The sequence below is a fragment of the Streptomyces sp. NPDC058295 genome (assembly GCF_042880655.1).
GTDB lineage: Bacteria > Actinomycetota > Actinomycetes > Streptomycetales > Streptomycetaceae > Streptomyces > Streptomyces coriariae.
The window spans coordinates 26,161-42,213 of the sequence record NZ_JBHVYO010000015.1; the positions used below are offsets into that span (position 1 = coordinate 26,161).

The 16,053-nt window shown below is 71.3% G+C and carries 15 protein-coding genes and 1 pseudogene; 7 read left to right on the forward strand and 9 right to left on the reverse strand.

Features of this window, described 5'->3' with window-relative positions:
• Positions 1–248 precede the first annotated feature (248 nt).
• Both ACFVYS_RS17935 and ACFVYS_RS17940 read left to right on the forward strand, forming a co-directional pair.
• Positions 249–608: a hypothetical protein gene (locus tag ACFVYS_RS17935; protein ID WP_389503028.1), complete on the forward strand. Its 360-nt coding sequence runs from the start codon at positions 249–251 to the stop codon at positions 606–608.
• Between the two features lies 1 nt (position 609).
• The gene (locus tag ACFVYS_RS17940) at positions 610–1,035 is read left to right on the forward strand and encodes a hypothetical protein (protein ID WP_389503030.1); all 426 of its coding nucleotides are present in this window, start codon (positions 610–612) and stop codon (positions 1,033–1,035) included.
• Here the strand turns inward: ACFVYS_RS17940 and ACFVYS_RS17945 are convergent.
• The 3 genes from ACFVYS_RS17945 to ACFVYS_RS17955 all read right to left on the reverse strand — a co-directional run bounded on the left by ACFVYS_RS17945 (position 1,025) and on the right by ACFVYS_RS17955 (position 3,323).
• Positions 1,025–1,522: a GNAT family N-acetyltransferase gene (locus ACFVYS_RS17945; protein ID WP_307167523.1), complete on the reverse strand. Its 498-nt coding sequence runs from the start codon at positions 1,520–1,522 to the stop codon at positions 1,025–1,027. The two genes, ACFVYS_RS17940 and ACFVYS_RS17945, sit on opposite strands and share 11 nt — an antisense overlap.
• 45 nt (positions 1,523–1,567) lie before the next feature.
• On the reverse strand, positions 1,568–2,074 hold the full coding sequence (locus ACFVYS_RS17950) for a sigma-70 family RNA polymerase sigma factor (protein WP_389503032.1): 507 nt from the start codon (positions 2,072–2,074) through the stop codon (positions 1,568–1,570).
• A 67-nt stretch (positions 2,075–2,141) separates the two neighbouring features.
• Complete coding sequence (locus ACFVYS_RS17955) at positions 2,142–3,323, reverse strand: glycerophosphodiester phosphodiesterase (RefSeq protein ID WP_389503034.1); 1,182 nt, start codon at positions 3,321–3,323, stop codon at positions 2,142–2,144.
• 312 nt (positions 3,324–3,635) lie between these two features.
• Here ACFVYS_RS17955 and ACFVYS_RS17960 point away from each other — a divergent pair, with 312 nt between their 5' ends.
• Positions 3,636–4,307 (forward strand): 1-acyl-sn-glycerol-3-phosphate acyltransferase, encoded by a 672-nt coding sequence (locus ACFVYS_RS17960; RefSeq protein ID WP_054239454.1) that lies wholly within the window; start codon positions 3,636–3,638, stop codon positions 4,305–4,307.
• A 171-nt stretch (positions 4,308–4,478) separates the two neighbouring features.
• On the opposite strand, the gene ACFVYS_RS17965 is transcribed toward ACFVYS_RS17960, so the two are convergent.
• The 4 genes and pseudogenes from ACFVYS_RS17965 to argH form a co-directional block, all read right to left on the reverse strand.
• A complete protein-coding gene (locus ACFVYS_RS17965; RefSeq protein ID WP_389503035.1) occupies positions 4,479–6,002 on the reverse strand; it encodes an MFS transporter in 1,524 nt (507 codons plus the stop codon).
• A 128-nt stretch (positions 6,003–6,130) separates the two neighbouring features.
• Positions 6,131–6,670 (reverse strand): annotated as a pseudogene (locus ACFVYS_RS17970) (TetR/AcrR family transcriptional regulator); the annotation flags it as partial.
• A 108-nt stretch (positions 6,671–6,778) separates the two neighbouring features.
• The gene (locus tag ACFVYS_RS17975; protein ID WP_389503037.1) at positions 6,779–7,750 is read right to left on the reverse strand and encodes an aldo/keto reductase; all 972 of its coding nucleotides are present in this window, start codon (positions 7,748–7,750) and stop codon (positions 6,779–6,781) included.
• A gap of 165 nt (positions 7,751–7,915) precedes the next feature.
• Complete coding sequence (gene argH / locus ACFVYS_RS17980) at positions 7,916–9,349, reverse strand: argininosuccinate lyase (protein ID WP_389503039.1); 1,434 nt, start codon at positions 9,347–9,349, stop codon at positions 7,916–7,918.
• 211 nt (positions 9,350–9,560) lie between these two features.
• Here argH and ACFVYS_RS17985 point away from each other — a divergent pair, with 211 nt between their 5' ends.
• The 4 genes from ACFVYS_RS17985 (at position 9,561) to ACFVYS_RS18000 (ending at position 13,825) form a co-directional block, all read left to right on the forward strand.
• Positions 9,561–10,454, forward strand: coding sequence for a hypothetical protein (locus tag ACFVYS_RS17985; RefSeq protein WP_389503041.1), 894 nt, complete (start codon positions 9,561–9,563; stop codon positions 10,452–10,454).
• Positions 10,455–10,578: 124 nt separating this feature from the next.
• Positions 10,579–11,160: a pyridoxamine 5'-phosphate oxidase family protein gene (locus ACFVYS_RS17990; RefSeq protein WP_389503043.1), complete on the forward strand. Its 582-nt coding sequence runs from the start codon at positions 10,579–10,581 to the stop codon at positions 11,158–11,160.
• A gap of 140 nt (positions 11,161–11,300) precedes the next feature.
• On the forward strand, positions 11,301–13,001 hold the full coding sequence (locus ACFVYS_RS17995; RefSeq protein ID WP_389503045.1) for a heme peroxidase family protein: 1,701 nt from the start codon (positions 11,301–11,303) through the stop codon (positions 12,999–13,001).
• 83 nt (positions 13,002–13,084) lie between these two features.
• On the forward strand, positions 13,085–13,825 hold the full coding sequence (locus tag ACFVYS_RS18000) for a L,D-transpeptidase (protein ID WP_389503047.1): 741 nt from the start codon (positions 13,085–13,087) through the stop codon (positions 13,823–13,825).
• Here the strand turns inward: ACFVYS_RS18000 and ACFVYS_RS18005 are convergent.
• Together ACFVYS_RS18005 and ACFVYS_RS18010 are read right to left on the reverse strand one after the other, a co-directional pair.
• Positions 13,779–15,272 (reverse strand): sensor histidine kinase, encoded by a 1,494-nt coding sequence (locus tag ACFVYS_RS18005; RefSeq protein ID WP_389503049.1) that lies wholly within the window; start codon positions 15,270–15,272, stop codon positions 13,779–13,781. The two genes, ACFVYS_RS18000 and ACFVYS_RS18005, sit on opposite strands and share 47 nt — an antisense overlap.
• Complete coding sequence (locus tag ACFVYS_RS18010) at positions 15,269–16,009, reverse strand: response regulator transcription factor (RefSeq protein WP_389503051.1); 741 nt, start codon at positions 16,007–16,009, stop codon at positions 15,269–15,271. Before ACFVYS_RS18010 ends, ACFVYS_RS18005 begins: the two co-directional genes overlap by 4 nt.
• Positions 16,010–16,053 lie beyond the last annotated feature (44 nt).

Below are 16,053 nucleotides of genomic sequence, written 5' to 3' on the forward strand. Positions count from 1 at the left end.
GTGGACGGTGTAACGGTCCGCGTCGGCCACGTCCGGATTTCTCGGCTGCCCCGTCCGTGACCAGCGCCGACGAGGCGGACCAGCCTTCGTCCGGTGGTCGGCGTCGAGCCCGTGACCGCGCTGGGCTGTGGCCAACGCCACGGTCCGCGGACGGCGGGGCAGCCGGTGCCGGGCACGGCCGTCCGGACTCGGCGCCGGGGCAAGGGGCCGATCGCGGGGCGCCTGATACGCCGTAATAAGGTCACAGCATGCTTGATGCCCTGACGCTGGTGACCGGCGTCGCCGCGTTGCTGCTCGCCGCCTGGTGCGGCTGGGCCGCCTACCGTGACCAGCCGACGAAGGACTGGCATTTCATCGGGATGGCCGTGGTCTCCCTGCTGGCCGTGATCCAGCTGGTGGTCGGGACCGTCCAGCTGGCGCGGGGCGAGAAGCCGGAGCAGGGTACGACGATCTTCGTGGCGTATCTGCTGGGGGCGTTCGCGTGCGTTCCGGCGGCGGGGTTCATGTCGCTGTCCGAGCGGACCCGCTGGGGCTCGGTGACGGCCGCCGCGGGCGGTGTCGTGCTCGCCGTGCTCGAGGTGCGGCTCTTTGACATCTGGGGAGGCTGAGATGGCGGCGGTGGACGACGAGCCGAAGCGGCTCATCAGCGGGCCCGGGATCCTGCTGGTGTGGTTCTACGGCGTGATGGTGGTCGGGGCGGTGTCGCGGTCGGCGTACCAGATCGCGACCGAGTTCGACCGGGCGCCGCTGGCCTACGCGCTCTCGGCGGTGGCGGGCGTGGTGTACGGGTTCATCACGTACTCGCTGGTGCGGGGCGGCGAGACCGCCCGCAGGGCGGCGCAGGTGTGCTGCGCCGCCGAGCTGGCGGGGGTGCTGATCGTCGGCACCTGGACCCTGGTCGAGCCGTCGGCCTTCCCGGACTCGACCGTGTGGTCGAAGTACGGGATGGGGTATGTGTTCATCCCCGTGCTGCTGCCGCTGTCCGCCCTGTACTGGCTGCGGAAGTCCCGGACGGTCACGACCGCTACGCGGTAGCCGCGTACTCCCCCGCCTGCTTCTCCAGGACGATCATCGGTACGCCGTCCGTGCCCTGCGAGGTGCCGACCGTCTCGTAGCCGACCCGGCGGTAGAGGCGCAGGTTGCCCTCGCTGCGGTGGCCGGTGAAGAGGCGGAACTTCTTGGCGCCGCGCTCCTCGGCCAGCGCCGCCTCGGCCGCGCGAAGGAGCCGCGCGCCGATGCCGTGGCCCTGGAGGCGCGGGTGGACGCAGAGCTTGCCGATGGCGGCGGCGCCGTCCTCGGTGAGACTGCCTCGTACGGAGCCGACCACCTCGTCGCCCAGGCGGGCCACGAAGACGCAGTCGGCGGCGAGTTCCTGCCGGACCGAGTCGAGGCTCTGGACGAGCGGGGCGATGCGGTAGTTGGCGTACAGCGCCGCTTCACTCTGGAAGCACAGGTACTGCAGTCTGAAGATCTGTTCGGCATCCTGCTCGGTCGCCACCGAGATGGTCACGCTCATGCCCATGTGCGCACGCCCCTCGCTCACCTGATCGCCTGTGGTCCTTCACTCCTATCCCCGCACTTCGCGGGCCGCAACCTCCGGCGTCAGCAAACGCCGCAGACATCCCAGACATCTGGAACGTTCCGGTCCGAGACTGCCCTGTGAGATACCCAACTCCCCCGCGATCTCTCGGTAGGTGAGGTCCCGGGGCGACAGAAGTGCCTGGAGGAGGCGGGAGCATCGGCCGGGCAGCCGGTGCACGGCCTCGCGCAGGGCGCGGTGCCGGGCGGCGGTGAGCGCGAGCTGCTCGGGGCCGTGCTCTGTGTCGTCGGCGGGGTCGCTGTCGTACGGCTGCTCGCGGCGGGTCGTACGGCGGGCGCGGCGGACCTCGGCGCGGACGGCCCTGCGCAGCCAGCCGTGGGGGTCGGGGGGCGGGCCGTCGGTGGCGAGGTGCTCCAGCAGGCGGAGCCAGACCGCCTGTTCCAGGTCGCCGGGTTCGGTCCCGGTGGCATGGGCCTCGGCGGAGGCCTCCGCGGTGAGCAGCGGGTGCAGGGTGGTGAGCAGGTCGTGCGTCATATGCCACACGATGCGGCCGCCCGGGCGGCTGGTTGCCCGGGCGGCCGACTGTCACTCCAACGGGGACTCAGCCGTTGACGAAGTCCGCGCGGGCCAGCAGTCCGGTGTCCGGGTTGTCGGTGAAGACACCGTCGATACCGGTCGCGAAGTAGGTACGGAACGCGCCGAAGGAGTCGCCGTAGGCGTCCGCGTCCGTGCCCTTGCGGAAGCTGGTCGGCAGGAAGGGGTTCTCGTTGCGCATGGTGTACGGGTGCAGCACCAGGCCGACCGCGTGGGCGTCCTTCACCAGCGTGGTCGGGGTGGTGAGGTTGCCGGCGGCGTCCTTCGGGATCACCAGGTCGAGGGTCGGTCCGATGCCCTGGGCGTAGCCCGCGATCTCCCGCAGGCCCGCCCGGGTGACCAGGTCGGCGACCGTGCGCGGGTCGCCCGCCTCGACGAAGTCCCAGGGGCGCGAGGTCGCGCCGGACAGCAGCACCACGAGGGGGTTGTCGACCAGCTTGTTCAGGCGCTGGATGCTGCTCGGCTCGAAGGACTGCACGATGACCGGCGAGTTCTTCCTGTCCTTGCCGTACTTGTGCAGCAGCTTGGCGACCCGCTCCTCCAGACCCAGGCCCAGCTTGCGGAAGTAGGTGGGGTGCTTGGTCTCGGGGTAGATCCAGACCTGCCTGCCGCGCTTGCGGGTCTGCTCGTCCTGCCACCTCAGGACTTCCTCGAAGGTGGGGATCTCCCAGCGGCCGTTGTAGAGCGTGTTGTGCGGGCGGTTGGCCGGGATGCGCTCCACGGCGCGCAGGGTCTTCAGCTCGGCGAGGGTGAAGTCCTCGGTGAACCAGCCGGTCGTGGAGACGCCGTCGAGGACCTTCGTGGTCTTGCGGCCGGCGAACTCCGGATGGTCGGCGACGTCCGTGGTCCCGCCGATCTCCGGCTCGTGACGGCACACCAGGTGGCCGTCCCTGGTGGGGACGAGGTCTCCCGCCTCGACGATGTCGGCACCCAGGTCGAGGGCGAGCTGGTACGAGCCGAAGGTGTGCTCCGGCCGGTATCCGCTGGCGCCGCGATGACCGATGATCGTCGGCACGGGCAGGCTCTTCAGGCCCGTGCCGGAGCGGGACGAGTCGGCGGCTCTCGCCGTGCCCGACAGGCCGAGGACCGTTCCGGTGGCACCGAGCACGGCGGCGCCGAGAAGCGCCCGCCGTCCGGTTCCGCCCGCGCCCGCCTGTTGGTTCGACTCCTGCGTGCCCTGCGTTCCCATGAGGGGCCTCCTGCCGTCGGCTCGTCCGTGCGGCCCGATCGTAGGGGCGTGGACATGACCGTCGGGAGACCTCGGTCCTAACACGCGGGTGACGGGGGATGGCATGTGCCGTACGGCCGTACGGCTGGTTCCTGGCGGTAGTTCACCGCGTTCCGGGCAGATGACAAGAAGGCGACGATGCCGCCGTCCAGGTAAACGTACGTCAACAGTGCGTAAGACCTGGGTGACCCGATGTGCGTCACCCCCGGCGCCGCGAGTATCGTCCTCACCTGCACAGACTCATACCGTTTTCCCTTGACATCGGAGGGCTCGTTGTCCCGCTTCGTGCTCATCAAGGCAGTACTCGGACCGGTCATGCGCCTGATGTTCCGCCCCCGGGTCGAGGGCGCGGAGCACATCCCTGGCGACGGCCCCGTCATCCTGGCAGGCAATCACCTCACGTTCATCGACTCGATGATCCTGCCGCTCGTGTGCGACCGGCAGGTCTTCTTCATCGGCAAGGACGAGTACGTCACCGGCAAGAGCCTCAAGGGCCGCCTCATGGCCTGGTTCTTCACCGGGGTCGGCATGATCCCGGTGGACCGCGACGGCGGCCGCGGCGGTGTGGCGGCGCTGATGACCGGGCGGCGGGTGCTGGAGGAGGGGAAGGTCTTCGGCATCTACCCCGAGGGCACCCGGTCGCCCGACGGCCGGCTGTACCGGGGGCGGACCGGTATCGCCCGTCTGACGCTGATGACCGGGGCGCCGGTCGTTCCCTTCGCGATGATCGGCACGGACAAGCTGCAGCCGGGCGGGGCCGGGATGCCCCGGCCGGGACGGGTCACCGTCCGGTTCGGCGAGGCGATGGAGTTCTCCCGGTACGACGGGATGGACCGGGACCGGTATGTGCTGCGGGCCGTGACGGACTCGGTGATGACCGAGGTCATGCGGCTGTCGGGGCAGGAGTACGTGGACATGTACGCCACGAAGGCGAAGGCGGCGTAGCGCCTCCGGCGGTTGGCCGATTCGAGTGCGGGTCCGTCGGGGTTTGCGTTTGCGGAGTTCCCCGCGCCCCTGGGGGCAGGGCCTCGCTTCCCGCGCCGCCGAGGATCGGGTGCGGGTCCGTTGTCGTTTCGCGCGGTTCCCCGCCCCCTGGGGGTCTCGTCCGGGTGTGTTCTAGCCCTCGTTCTCCAGGCGCTGGCCCCTGAGCAGGAACCATGCCGCCACCGCCGTCGCCAGCAGGACCGCCGCGCCCACTCCGGACGCCAGGGTCAGGCCGTCGACGAACGCCTCTCGGGCCGACGACAGCATCTCCTCGGCCGCGGCGGGCGACATGTGCCCCGACGCCTCCACCGCGCCGCCCAGTGATTCGTGCGCCCCTTCCGGCGTGCCCGCCGGGGCCGCGAAGCCCCGGTACACGCCCGTCACGATCGAGCCGAGTACGGCGATGCCGAGGGCCGCGCCGAGTTCGTACGCCGTCTCGGACACCGCGGACGCCGCTCCCGCCTGGTCCTTGGGCACGGAGCCCAGGATGACGTCGGCGGTCACCGTGAAGGAGAAACCCGCTCCCACGCCGACCAGCAGCAGGGCCGCGCCCAGCACGGGGTAGCCGGTGGACCGGCCGATCGTCGTCAGAACCGCCAGCGCGAGGCCGATCGCCGCGAGGCCGCCGGAGACCACGGCCCGTACCGAGAGGCGGCGGGCCGCCCGGCCCGCGATCAGGCCGGCCACCACCGCGCCGACGGCGGCGGGCAGTTCGGCCAGACCGGCCTCGAACGGGCGCCTGCCCTGGACGAGCTGAAGGTACTGGGAGAGGAAGAACACCAGGCCGGACAGGCCCAGGATGGTCAGCAGGTCGGCCAGCACCGCGCCGCTGAAGCCGCGATTGCGGAACAGGCGCATGTCCAGCAGGGGGGCCGGCAGGGTCAGTTGGCGGCGGACGAACCCGTACAGCGCGGCGGCGCCCAGCAGGCCGGTGCCGAGCGAGACTCCGGTGAGGCCGTGCGTGGCGGCCTCCTTGACGGCGTAGACGACGCCGATCATGCCGACCAGGGACAGCAGCACGCTGAGCAGGTCCCACGGGCCGGGGTTCGGGGTGCGGGACTCGGGAAGCGTCCTGATGCCGACGACGACCAGGACGACCATCACGGGCAGGTTGATGAGGAAGACCGAGCCCCACCAGAAGTGTTCGAGGAGGAAGCCGCCCACGATCGGGCCGACCGCGGTACCCGCGGAGGCGGTCGCGCCCCAGATGCCGACCGCGAGGCTGCGCTCGCGCGGGTCGTGGAAGAGGTTGCGTATCAGGGCGAGGGTGGCGGGCATCAGGGTCGCGCCGGCTACGCCGAGCAGGGCCCGGGCCGCGATCATCGTCTCCGGGGTCGTCGCGTAGGCGTTGAGGACCGATATCAGCCCGAACGCGGTGGCGCCGATGAGCAGGATCCGCTTGCGGCCGATGCGGTCACCGAGGCTGCCCATCGAGACGAGCAGGCCGGCGATGACGAAGGAGTAGACGTCGCCGATCCAGAGGAGTTGGGTACCGGAGGGCTCGAGGTCCTCGCTGATGTACGGGGTCGCGAGGCCGAGGACGGTCGCGTCGACGGCCACCAGCAGCACGGCGAGCACGAGGACGGAGAGCGCGAGCCAACGGTCCGGACGCTTCACCGCCCCGGTCGTGGTCGCCGGCCGCAGGGTGCTGGTCATGATTCCTCTATCTGTGATGCCGAGCTCTGTGGTGCGGGGTTCTGTGGTGCCGGGCTGTGGGGTGCCGGACCGCGGGTTTCCGGTTTGCGGGGTGCGGGGCTGTGGGTGCCCGGGCCCTGTGCCGAGGGTGGTCGCAGCGCGCCGCCGAGCAGCAGCTCGGCGATCATGTGCTGGAAGTCCTTGGGGGCGCCCTTGCCGCTCTGCACCATCCAGGCGCCGGAGGCCAGCAGGCCGAACAGCGCCTCGGTGAGCCAGGCGGGCGTGAGATCGATGCGGAACTCGCCGCTCAGTTGTCCGCGCCGGAACAGGTCCGAGATCCGGTCGTCTATCCGGGTCCAGCCGTGGTTCAGTTCCTCGCCCTCGAACAGCTGGTTCTCGGTGTAGAGGAAGGCGAGCAGGCCGGCGGCCGGTTCGATCTCCTGGACGAGCCGGCGTACGGCGTCGGGCGCGGGGCCCTCGTCCAGCCGCGCCGCGTCCAGGGCGGTCTCGCACTCCGCGATGCCGAGGGCCTCCAGGGCCCGTACCAGCGCGTCGCGGCCGGCGAAGTGACGGTGCAGTGTGGCCCGGCTGATCCCGGCCGCCTTGGCCACCTCGTCCATCGTCGCCGTGGACTTGCGGGTCAGCAGGGCCGCGGCTCCGCGCAGCACTTGATCACGATCGACAGCCATGAGACAAGAGTAACCCAGATGAGACACTGATGTCTCATTCTGGGCGTGCGTGAGTCACTCAGGGGTGCTCACGGTCCTCACTGCTATGCCGCCGGACCGGCGGATACCTCAGTGCCAGGGCAGGCTGCCGCGCCGCTCCCAGTACGCCCGCGGCTCCTCCGCCAGCCCGGCGAGCCGGTCCACCTGATCGTCGTCGAGGTCCACGACCGCCGCGTGCAGGTTGGAGGCGAGCTGGCCTGCGGTAGCCGCGCCGGAGAGGACGACACCGGCCCAGGGCTGCCGCAGGACCAGCGCGAGGGCGACCGCGTCGCAGCCGAGCGACGTCTGTGCCGCCACGGCCTGCAGGGCGTCCGGCGCGTGCGGCTGGGCGAGGCGCCCGTTGGCCATGCCCTCCTTCACGATCACCGTGAGCCCGGCGTCATGGGCCTCGGCGAGGGCCGGGCCTGCCGAGGTCTCCAGCGCGTTGTACGTCGACTGGACGGTACGGAAGAGGGGCTCGCCGTCGACCGTCACGGCGAGGGCGGCGCGGATGGCGTCGGCCTGGTCGGGGCCGCTGGTGGAGAAACCGACGGTGAGGCCCTGCGCGGCGGACTCGGCCAGCTTCGCGTGGAGTTCCTTGTCGGTGAGGGCCGGACTGTCCGGGGTCACCGAGTGGATCTGGTAGAGGTCGAGCCGGTCGCCGAGCAGTTCCGCCGTCTCGGCGCGCTGCCGTTCGTACGTCGGGAGCCCGTGGTCCTTGACCTCGTGCCGCTCCGCGTCCGTGGTCCAGTCGGCGGTGTAGGTGTAGCCCCACTTGCTGCCCACCACGATGTCGTCCGCGTCGGGCCTGGCCTTCAGCCAGTCGGCGAGGAACTCCTCGGAACGGCCGTAGGAGCGGGCCGCGTCGAAGTAGCGGACGCCCTGGGCGTAGGCGGCGTCGAGGAGTTCGCGGGTGCGGGCGCGCAGCGATTCGACGCTGCGGTCCGCTCCCAGGTCGGTTTCCCGGCCGAGGTTGATGTAACCGGGGCGGCCCACTGCGGCGAGGCCCAGTCCGAGGTGGCAGGTCGGGGTCGTCGCTGTGGCCAGTCGGGCGAAGGGCATCGCGGGCTCCGTTGGTCGGCTGCGGTACGGCTTCCGACCAACGTAGTCCGTCGTGACCTTCGGTGAACGCGGGGCGCCTCGGAGCTCGGGGGGTTCCGCTCGTCGGCGGGTGCGGCTGGCGCGTGGCTTGCCGCGCGGTTCGCCGCACCCCTCAGGGCGCCGCCCTCAGCGCTTGCCCTTGGCCGTCGCCCACGCGTGCTGAGCGGCCACGTCGGCCTTCACCTCCGCGAGCTGGATCGCCACCGCGCTGGGCGCCGTACCGCCGCGGCCGTCGCGGGAGGCGAGGGCACCGGGGACGTTGAGGACGGAGCGCACCTCGGGGGTGAGATGGGCGGAGATCTTCGCGAACTGCTCGTCGGTGAGGCCGTCGAGCTCCTTGCCGTCGGCCTCGGCGACCTTGACGCACTCGCCGGCCACCTCGTGCGCGACCCGGAACGGCACGCCCTGCTTGACCAGCCACTCGGCGATGTCGGTGGCGAGCGAGAACCCGGCCGGGGCCAGCTCCTCCATGCGTTCACGGTGGACGGTGAGGGTGGCGATCATGCCGGTGAAGGCGGGGAGAAGGACCTCGAGCTGGTCGCAGGAGTCGAAGACCGGCTCCTTGTCCTCCTGGAGGTCACGGTTGTAGGCGAGCGGGAGGGCCTTGAGGGTCGCCAGGAGACCGGTCAGGTTGCCGATCAGGCGGCCCGACTTGCCGCGCGCCAGCTCCGCGATGTCGGGGTTCTTCTTCTGCGGCATGATCGACGAGCCCGTGGAGAACGCGTCGTGCAGCGTCACGAAGGAGAACTCCTTCGTGTTCCAGATGATGATCTCCTCGGAGATCCGGGAGAGGTTCACGCCGATCATCGCGGTGATGAAGGCGAACTCGGCGACGAAGTCGCGGGACGCCGTGCCGTCGATGGAGTTGCCGACGCTGCCGCGCTCGAAGCCGAGGTCCTCGGCCACCGCCTCCGGGTCCAGGCCGAGGGAGGAACCCGCCAGGGCGCCGGAGCCGTACGGCGACACGGCGGTGCGGTCGTCCCACTGACGCAGGCGTTCCGCGTCCCGGGACAGCGACTGCACATGGGCGAGGACATGGTGGGCGAAGAGCACCGGCTGGGCGTGCTGGAGGTGGGTGCGGCCGGGCATCGCCACGTCCGGGTGGGCCTCCGCCAGGCCGATCAGGGCGTCCTGGAGTTCGGCGATCAGGCCGCCGAGGATCCGGGCGTGGTCGCGCAGGTACATCCGGAAGAGGGTGGCGACCTGGTCGTTGCGGGAGCGGCCCGCGCGCAGCTTGCCGCCCAGGTCGGCGCCGAGACGCTCCAGGAGGCCGCGCTCCAGGGCGGTGTGGACGTCCTCGTCGGCGATGGTGCCCACGAAGGAACCGTCGGCGACGTCCGCCTCGAGCCGGTCGAGGCCCTCGATCATCCGGGTCAGCTCGTCCTCGGTGAGCAGGCCCGCCTTGTGCAGCACGCGCGCGTGGGCACGCGAACCGGCGATGTCGTAGGGCGCGAGGCGCCAGTCGAAGTGGACGGAGGCGGACAGCTTCGCCAGTGCCTCGGCGGGACCGTCGGCGAAACGGCCGCCCCAGAGCCTTACGTCACCGCTGTTGCTGCTCACTTGCGTTGCTCCTCACCACTGCGCTCAACGTCATGCATGAGTATGCAGTGCTCTGCATGATTCGTCAATTCGACTCCGGATGGCTGCCCGGTTCCGGATCCCGAGAAGTTTTTGAAAGGAGTTTGAACGACAGCAACCGCTTACCCGTACTCACGACTGAACGCCGGCGCCGCGTTTGTACACCCACTCCTGACCCAAGTGAGGCATCCGCATGTCCAGGGCTCTTCCGAAGTACAACAAGCGTCGCGTGGTAATCATCGGCGCGGCCGCCGCTCTGGCACTGTCCGGCGCGGTCGTCGTCAACTCCGCCCTCGCCGGGGAGTCGTCCAAGAGCGGCGGCTCGACCGACGCCAAGACACTCGCCGCCCCCGGCACCATCTCGTGCCCGGACGTGGCCTCCCAGCTTCCCGCGATCCCCGCCTCCGCGCAGGCCGAGGTCGACCGCAACCTGGCCCTGCTGCAGACGCAGATCGCGGAGGCCAACAAGCGGCTGGTCGACACCGTGGGCCAGGGCGGCGCGAACTTCGTGCAGAACGCGATCCTCGGCCCGCTGGAGGGCAAGCGGGTCTCCACGATCGACCGCATCGCCATCTCGATCGGCCGCCAGGGCACCAAGCCGCAGGGCCTCGACGCGCTCGCACCGTGCGCCCTCGACGCGGGCGGCGTCGCGGACACCGGTGAGGACGCCGGCGGCGACGCCGCCGCGGGCGACGAGGCCGAGGTCACCCCCGGCGCGGAGGAGACCGCCGCCGAAGGCGCGGGCGACGGCGCGGCGGAGACGGGCGAGGACACCGGCGCCGACGCGGCCGGCGTGGGCACGATCACCTGCCCGGACGTCGCCTCGCAGCTCCCGGCGATCCCCGCCACCGCGCAGGCCGAGGTGGACCGGAACCTGGCGCTGCTCCAGACGCAGATCGACGAGGCCAACACCCGCCTCCAGAACACGGTCGGCCAGGGTGGCGCCAACTTCGTGCAGAACGCGATCCTCGGCCCGCTGGCGGACAAGCGGGTGTCCACGATCGACCGCATCGCCATCTCGATCGGCCGTAAGGGCACCAAGCCGCAGGGTCTCGACGCCCTGGCCGCCTGCACGTTGAACAAGTGACGTGACAGGCACGGCGGCCGCCCCGAGTAGCGCCGGCCGGGGCGGCCGCTGTGGCGTGTTCACACCCCACGTATTTCGCTATCTCCTTAGACAAGCGAAAGGCTTTCCCGGATAATCGTTAGACATGGGAAAGACTTACGAGCGCATCGACGGAAGACTCCGCACGTTCATCGAGGAGCAGCCTCTCTTCTTCACCGCCACCGCCCCCCTGTCCGGCGACGGCACGGTCAACCTCTCCCCCAAGGGCCTCAAGGGCTCGTTCGCCGTTCTCGACGAACACAGCGTGGCCTACCTCGACTTCGCCGGCTCCACCGCGGAGACCATCGCGCACCTGCGGGAGAACGGCCGGATCACCCTGATGTGGTGCGCCTTCCAGGGACCGCCGAACATCGTGCGGGTGCACGGCCGCGGCGAACCGGTCTTCCGCGACGACCCCCGCTTCGGGGAGCTCCTCGCCCGCTTCCCGGACCTGGACCCGACCCCGCACGGGCTGCGCGCGATCATCGTCGTGCACGCCGAACTCGTGCGGGACAGCTGCGGGTACGCGGTGCCCTTCATGACGTACGACGAGGACCGCGAGCTGCACGCCAGGCGGTTCGCGCGGGAGGACGACGAGTCGCTCAGCGCGTACTTCGCGAAGAAGGAGCACATCGCCACGAGCATGGACGGACTGCCCGGACTGCCGTTGCCGTTGAGTCCGATTTGACGCGCATATGCTTTCTGTACAGACAGTCAACATGTGGGCCTCTTGGGGTATTTGACGGAATTCCCCCTTCCGCCGGTCTCGTCCCCTAGCGTGGCTCACGCCCGCGCGCTCTCGTGCGGGCGCGAACACATGGGGGAAACATGTTCCGACCCGCACGCGAACCACAGAGCAAACGCCATGTCCGCTCCTCGTACTACGTCGTCGGCGAGGGCATCCTCGCCGAGTCCCGGGACGGCGGTCCGGTGGAACCGCTGGCCGCCTCCACCGTGGCGGACCTGCGCAAGTTCCGCTTCTCCCGGCTGGGTCCCGTCTCCCGGCCGGCCCAGCAGCTCGACCGGAACACCCGCATCGAGCTGGCCAAGGCCATGACGGACCCCGAGCGGGACCACCCCGACCAGCCGGGGGTCCCGTCGGGGTTCACCTATCTCGGCCAGTTCGTGGACCACGACCTCACCCTGGACGCCACCGCGGTGCGCCTGGAGGACGAGATCACGGTGCGCCAGCTCCTCCAGGGCCGCTCCCCGGCCCTCGATCTCGACTCCCTCTACGGCCTCGGGCCCGACCACCGCTTCGACCGCCGGTTCTACGAGGACGACGGCCTCCGGCTGAAGTCCGGCACCACCCAGGGCGTACCGAACGACCCCTCCACAGCGGGCCGGCCCCTCACCGGGTTCGACCTGCCCCGGCAGGGCTCGGGCTCGCTGAGGTCCGAGCGGCGCCGGGCCCTGATCCCGGACCCGCGCAACGACGAGAACCTGGTCGTCGCCCAGGTCCACGCCGCCTTCATCCGGTTCCACAACCGGGTGGTGGCCGACCTGGTCGGCAAGGGCGTGTCGAGCGCGGTCCTCTTCGAGTCGGCACGCGAGACGGTCGTCAAGCACTACCAGTGGATGCTGCGCCACGACTTCCTGCGCAGGATCGTCGACCCCGAGATCGTCGAGGACGTGTTCGGCAACGGCCGCCGGGTGTTCGAGCCCTCGCCGGGCGAGCACGACCTGCCGACCATGCCGATCGAGTTCTCCGTGGCCGCCTACCGGCTGGGGCACAGCATGGTCCGGGGCCGCTACAACTGGAACCGGATATTCGACCGGGGCAGGGGCACGCTCGAGCTCCTGTTCCAGTTCAGCGGCACCAGTGGCACCCTGTCGCCGCCTCCCGCCGACCCGGCGGACCCGGAGTCGGGAGACTTCGAGCGCCTGCCCACCAACTGGATCGCCGACTTCCGGCGGCTGTTCGCCTTCCAGGAGGCGGTGCCGGAGCGGACCGACCTCCTCGTGCCCGAGGCGCAGTTCAACCTCGCCAAGCGGATCGACACCCTGCTGGTCGACCCGCTCGCCGACCTGCCGCTCGGCTCCTTCGGCGGACGCGGCCGACCGAGGCCTCCGGAGGCCGAGCTGAACCTCGCCTTCCGCAACCTCACCCGGGCCTCGATGCTGCGGCTCGCCACGGGACAGCAGATGGTCGAGCGCTTCATCGACCGCAAGGTCGACGTGGAACCGCTGACCGCGGCCGACTTCGCGCAGGGCGGCGGTGCGCAGCTCTCCGGCGGGCTCGCGCAAGCGGTCGCCAAGCACACCCCGCTGTGGTTCTACATCCTGCGGGAGGCAGAGGTGCGGGGCGACGGCAAGCTGACCGGCGTCGGCGGCCGCATCGTCGCCGAGGTGTTCCACCGGGCCATCGAGGGCAGCCGGCACTCCATCGTGCGCGACCCGTTCTGGCGTCCGTTCCTCAGCCCGGTCGAGGAGCGCAACTCCCGGGACGTCTTCGAGATGACCGACCTGCTGCTGTACGCCTTCGAGGGACGGGCAGACCAGCTCAACCCGCTGGGTCCGGTGACCTGAGCGACCGGTGCGGGTGGGCCGGCACCCCGCACGGTCGGCCCACCCGGCCTGCCGGTGCCGCCACCCGCGCTTAGCGTCTGATCATGCGCCCTCGTGTCGTCGCCACCGCCCTCGTCTGCGCGTCCCTCGGCCTGGTCGGTGCCGCTCCGGACACCGGGGGCGCCCCGCCGCTGCCCGCGCGGATGGCGGACACGGGCGGTGGCACCCAGCTGATCACCGCCGTGGCCCCGCGCGCCGGTGCCACCTCGGGCACGCTCACCTGGTGGGACCTGCGCGGCGGCCGGTGGGTGCCGGCCGGTTCCGCGCCGGCCCGGTTCGGCGCGAAGGGCCTGGTCGAGGGCGCCTCACGCCGGCAGGGCACGAACACGACACCGACGGGCCTGTACGGCCTCCCCTACGCCTTCGGCATCCGGCCGGCGCCGCCCGGGACGTCGTACGCCTACCGCCCGGTGCGCCAGGAGTCCTGGTGGTGCCAGGACAACAAGTCCCACGCCTACAACCGGTGGACCGAACCGCGCCCCGCGGACTGCCGCGCGGCCGAGTCCGAGCACCTGGTCACCTACCGCACGCAGTACGCGTACGCGCTGGTCATCGGCTTCAACTACGACAGACCGGTGCGGGGCCGCGGCGCGGGAATCTTCCTGCACGTCAACGGACGCGGGGCGACGGCCGGTTGCGTGTCGGTGCCGGAGGGGGCGATGCGGCGGATCCTGCGCTGGGCCGATCCCGGGAGGGAACCGCACATCGCCATCGGGACGGTGGCGGGTCCCACCGCCGTCACCCGTGCTCGGGGCCGGGCCGTCCCGCCGTCAGGGTCACCGTGAACGTCGTCGCACCCGGACGGCTGTCCAGGATGACGTCTGCGCCGTGCGCCTCCACCACCGCCGCCACGATCGACAGGCCGAGGCCCGCTCCCGCGCCCACCGCGTCCGTGCTGCGGCGACGGTCCGCTCTGGTGAAGCGTTCGAAGACGCCGGGGCGCAGGTCGGCGGGGACGCCGGGGCCGTCGTCGTGGACCTTCAGGGTCGCCGTGGACCCGTCCGTGTCGAGCGAGACCGTCACCTTCGTGCCGACGGGCGTGTGCAGACGGGCGTTGGCCAGCAGGTTGGCCAGCACCTGGTGAAGACGGTGTTCGTCGCCGGTCACCGTGACGGGTTCCTCGGGGAGTTCGAGGCTCCAGCGATGGCCGGGGCCGGCGGCCTTCGCGTCCGTCACCGCGTCCAGGACCAGGCGGGTCAGGTCCACCGGGAGGCGTTCGAGGGGGCGGCCCGCGTCCAGGCGGGCCAGCAGAAGGAGGTCGTCGACCATCGCGCCCATCCGGGAGGACTCCGCCGCGATCCGTTCCAGGGCCCGGGTCACCTCCGCGGGCACCGGCCCCGGGTGCAGCAGTGCCAGTTCCGCGTGACCGCGGACGGAGGCGACCGGGGTGCGCAGCTCGTGGCTGGCGTCGGCGGCGAAGGTGCGCAGGCGCTCCTCGCTGGCGTGCCGCTTGGTGAGAGCGTCCTCGACGTGTCCCAGCATGCGGTCGAAGGCGCCCGCCATCTGGCCCACCTCGCTGCGCGGGTCCGCCGCGGGGGCTCTCGGCGGCAGCGCCACCACCCCGCTCGCCAGGGGGAGTTCGCTCACCCGTGTGGCCGTCGCCGCCACCCGGCTCAGCGGGCGCAGGGACCAGCGCACCCACAGCGCGCCCGCCACGCCGGTCAGCGCGAGGGCCGCCCCGAAGACGATCGCGGCGACCAGTTCGAGGCGGTGCACGGTCGCCTCCACCGGTTCCAGGGGAAGACCGGTGATCAGCACGTCCGAGTCGAGTCCTCGCGTGGCCAGCACCCGGTAGCTCTCGTGGCCGGAGAGGTGGAGGGTGCGGGGCCGCCCGTCGGCCGGGACCGAGGCGAGCGCGCGCCGGTCGGCTCCGGTCAGGTCGACCGTCAGGTCCGTGGTCTCGGCGCCCGACAAGGGCACGACGGCGGCGTTGGTCACGGTGCCGTTCAGCAGACGCGCGCCGAAGGTGCCGGCCGCCTGGCGCCGGGTGTCCCCGTGTTCGTCGCCGTCGTGGTCGTCGGGCAGCCGGCCACCGTGCTCCAGGCTGGCCGGGAAGCGGCTGCCGACCTCGCTCAGCTGCTCGTCGAGGCGACGGGTGAGGAAGCCGTTCAGCTCCACCACCGCGGCCACTCCGACGGCGGCGCAGCTCACCGCCAGCAGCACCACGAGCCCGGCGGTCAGCCGCGCCCGCAGGGTCCGCAGCAGAGGAGGCCGCGGCAGGGGGATCCTCATGACGCCGTCGGCTTCAGCACGTACCCGGCCCCGCGGACCGTGTGGATCATCGAGGCACGGCCCGCGTCGACCTTCTTGCGCAGATAGGAGATGTACAGCTCGACGACATGGGCGCGGCCGCCGAAGTCGTAGGACCACACCCGGTCGAGGATCTGGCTCTTGCTGAGGACCCGGCGCGGGTTGCGCATCAGGAAGCGCAGCAGTTCGAACTCGGTCGGGGAGAGTTCGATCAGCTCACCCGCGCGGGTCACCTCGCGTGCCTCCTCGTCCATGACCAGGTCGCCGACGATCAGCCGCGGGCCGTCCTCCTGCTGACGGGCCATGCCGGCGCGGCGCAGCAGGCCGCGCAGCCGGGCGACGACCTCCTCCAGGCTGAAGGGCTTGGTGACGTAGTCGTCACCGCCTGCCGTGATGCCGGCGATACGGTCCTCGACGGCGTCGCGGGCGGTGAGGAAGAGGACACAGACGTCCGGTTTCACCGCGTGCAGCGACTTCAGGACCGTAAAACCGTCGGTGTCGGGGAGCATCACGTCGAGGACGACCGCGTCCGGCATCAGTTCACGGGCGGCGGTGAGCGCACCGGCGCCGTCGCCGGCCGTGCGGATCCGCCAGCCTTCGTAGCGCAGGGCGCCGGACAGCACCTCCGCGAGGTCGGGGTCGTCGTCGACGACGAGGACGCGCAGCGGGGTGCCGTCGGGGCGGGTGAGGGCGGGGCGGCCGGAGCGGGTGGTGTTCATGGCTTCTCCCAGCATCGCCCCTGACGGACCCGGCCGAGGTCTGC

Bases quoted from the DNA above. Each gene is read 5' to 3' on its own strand.
- ACFVYS_RS17945 (WP_307167523.1), bottom strand. From the start codon at position 1,522: ATGGGCATGAGCGTGACCATCTCGGTGGCGACCGAGCAGGATGCCGAA.
- ACFVYS_RS17965 (WP_389503035.1), bottom strand. From the start codon at position 6,002: ATGACCAGCACCCTGCGGCCGGCGACCACGACCGGGGCGGTGAAGCGT.
- ACFVYS_RS17950 (WP_389503032.1), bottom strand. From the start codon at position 2,074: ATGACGCACGACCTGCTCACCACCCTGCACCCGCTGCTCACCGCGGAG.
- ACFVYS_RS17990 (WP_389503043.1), top strand. From the start codon at position 10,579: ATGGGAAAGACTTACGAGCGCATCGACGGAAGACTCCGCACGTTCATC.
- ACFVYS_RS17975 (WP_389503037.1), bottom strand. From the start codon at position 7,750: ATGCCCTTCGCCCGACTGGCCACAGCGACGACCCCGACCTGCCACCTC.
- ACFVYS_RS17995 (WP_389503045.1), top strand. From the start codon at position 11,301: ATGTTCCGACCCGCACGCGAACCACAGAGCAAACGCCATGTCCGCTCC.
- ACFVYS_RS17935 (WP_389503028.1), top strand. From the start codon at position 249: ATGCTTGATGCCCTGACGCTGGTGACCGGCGTCGCCGCGTTGCTGCTC.
- ACFVYS_RS18000 (WP_389503047.1), top strand. From the start codon at position 13,085: ATGCGCCCTCGTGTCGTCGCCACCGCCCTCGTCTGCGCGTCCCTCGGC.
- ACFVYS_RS17940 (WP_389503030.1), top strand. From the start codon at position 610: ATGGCGGCGGTGGACGACGAGCCGAAGCGGCTCATCAGCGGGCCCGGG.
- ACFVYS_RS17955 (WP_389503034.1), bottom strand. From the start codon at position 3,323: ATGGGAACGCAGGGCACGCAGGAGTCGAACCAACAGGCGGGCGCGGGC.
- ACFVYS_RS18010 (WP_389503051.1), bottom strand. From the start codon at position 16,009: ATGAACACCACCCGCTCCGGCCGCCCCGCCCTCACCCGCCCCGACGGC.
- ACFVYS_RS17985 (WP_389503041.1), top strand. From the start codon at position 9,561: ATGTCCAGGGCTCTTCCGAAGTACAACAAGCGTCGCGTGGTAATCATC.
- ACFVYS_RS18005 (WP_389503049.1), bottom strand. From the start codon at position 15,272: ATGAGGATCCCCCTGCCGCGGCCTCCTCTGCTGCGGACCCTGCGGGCG.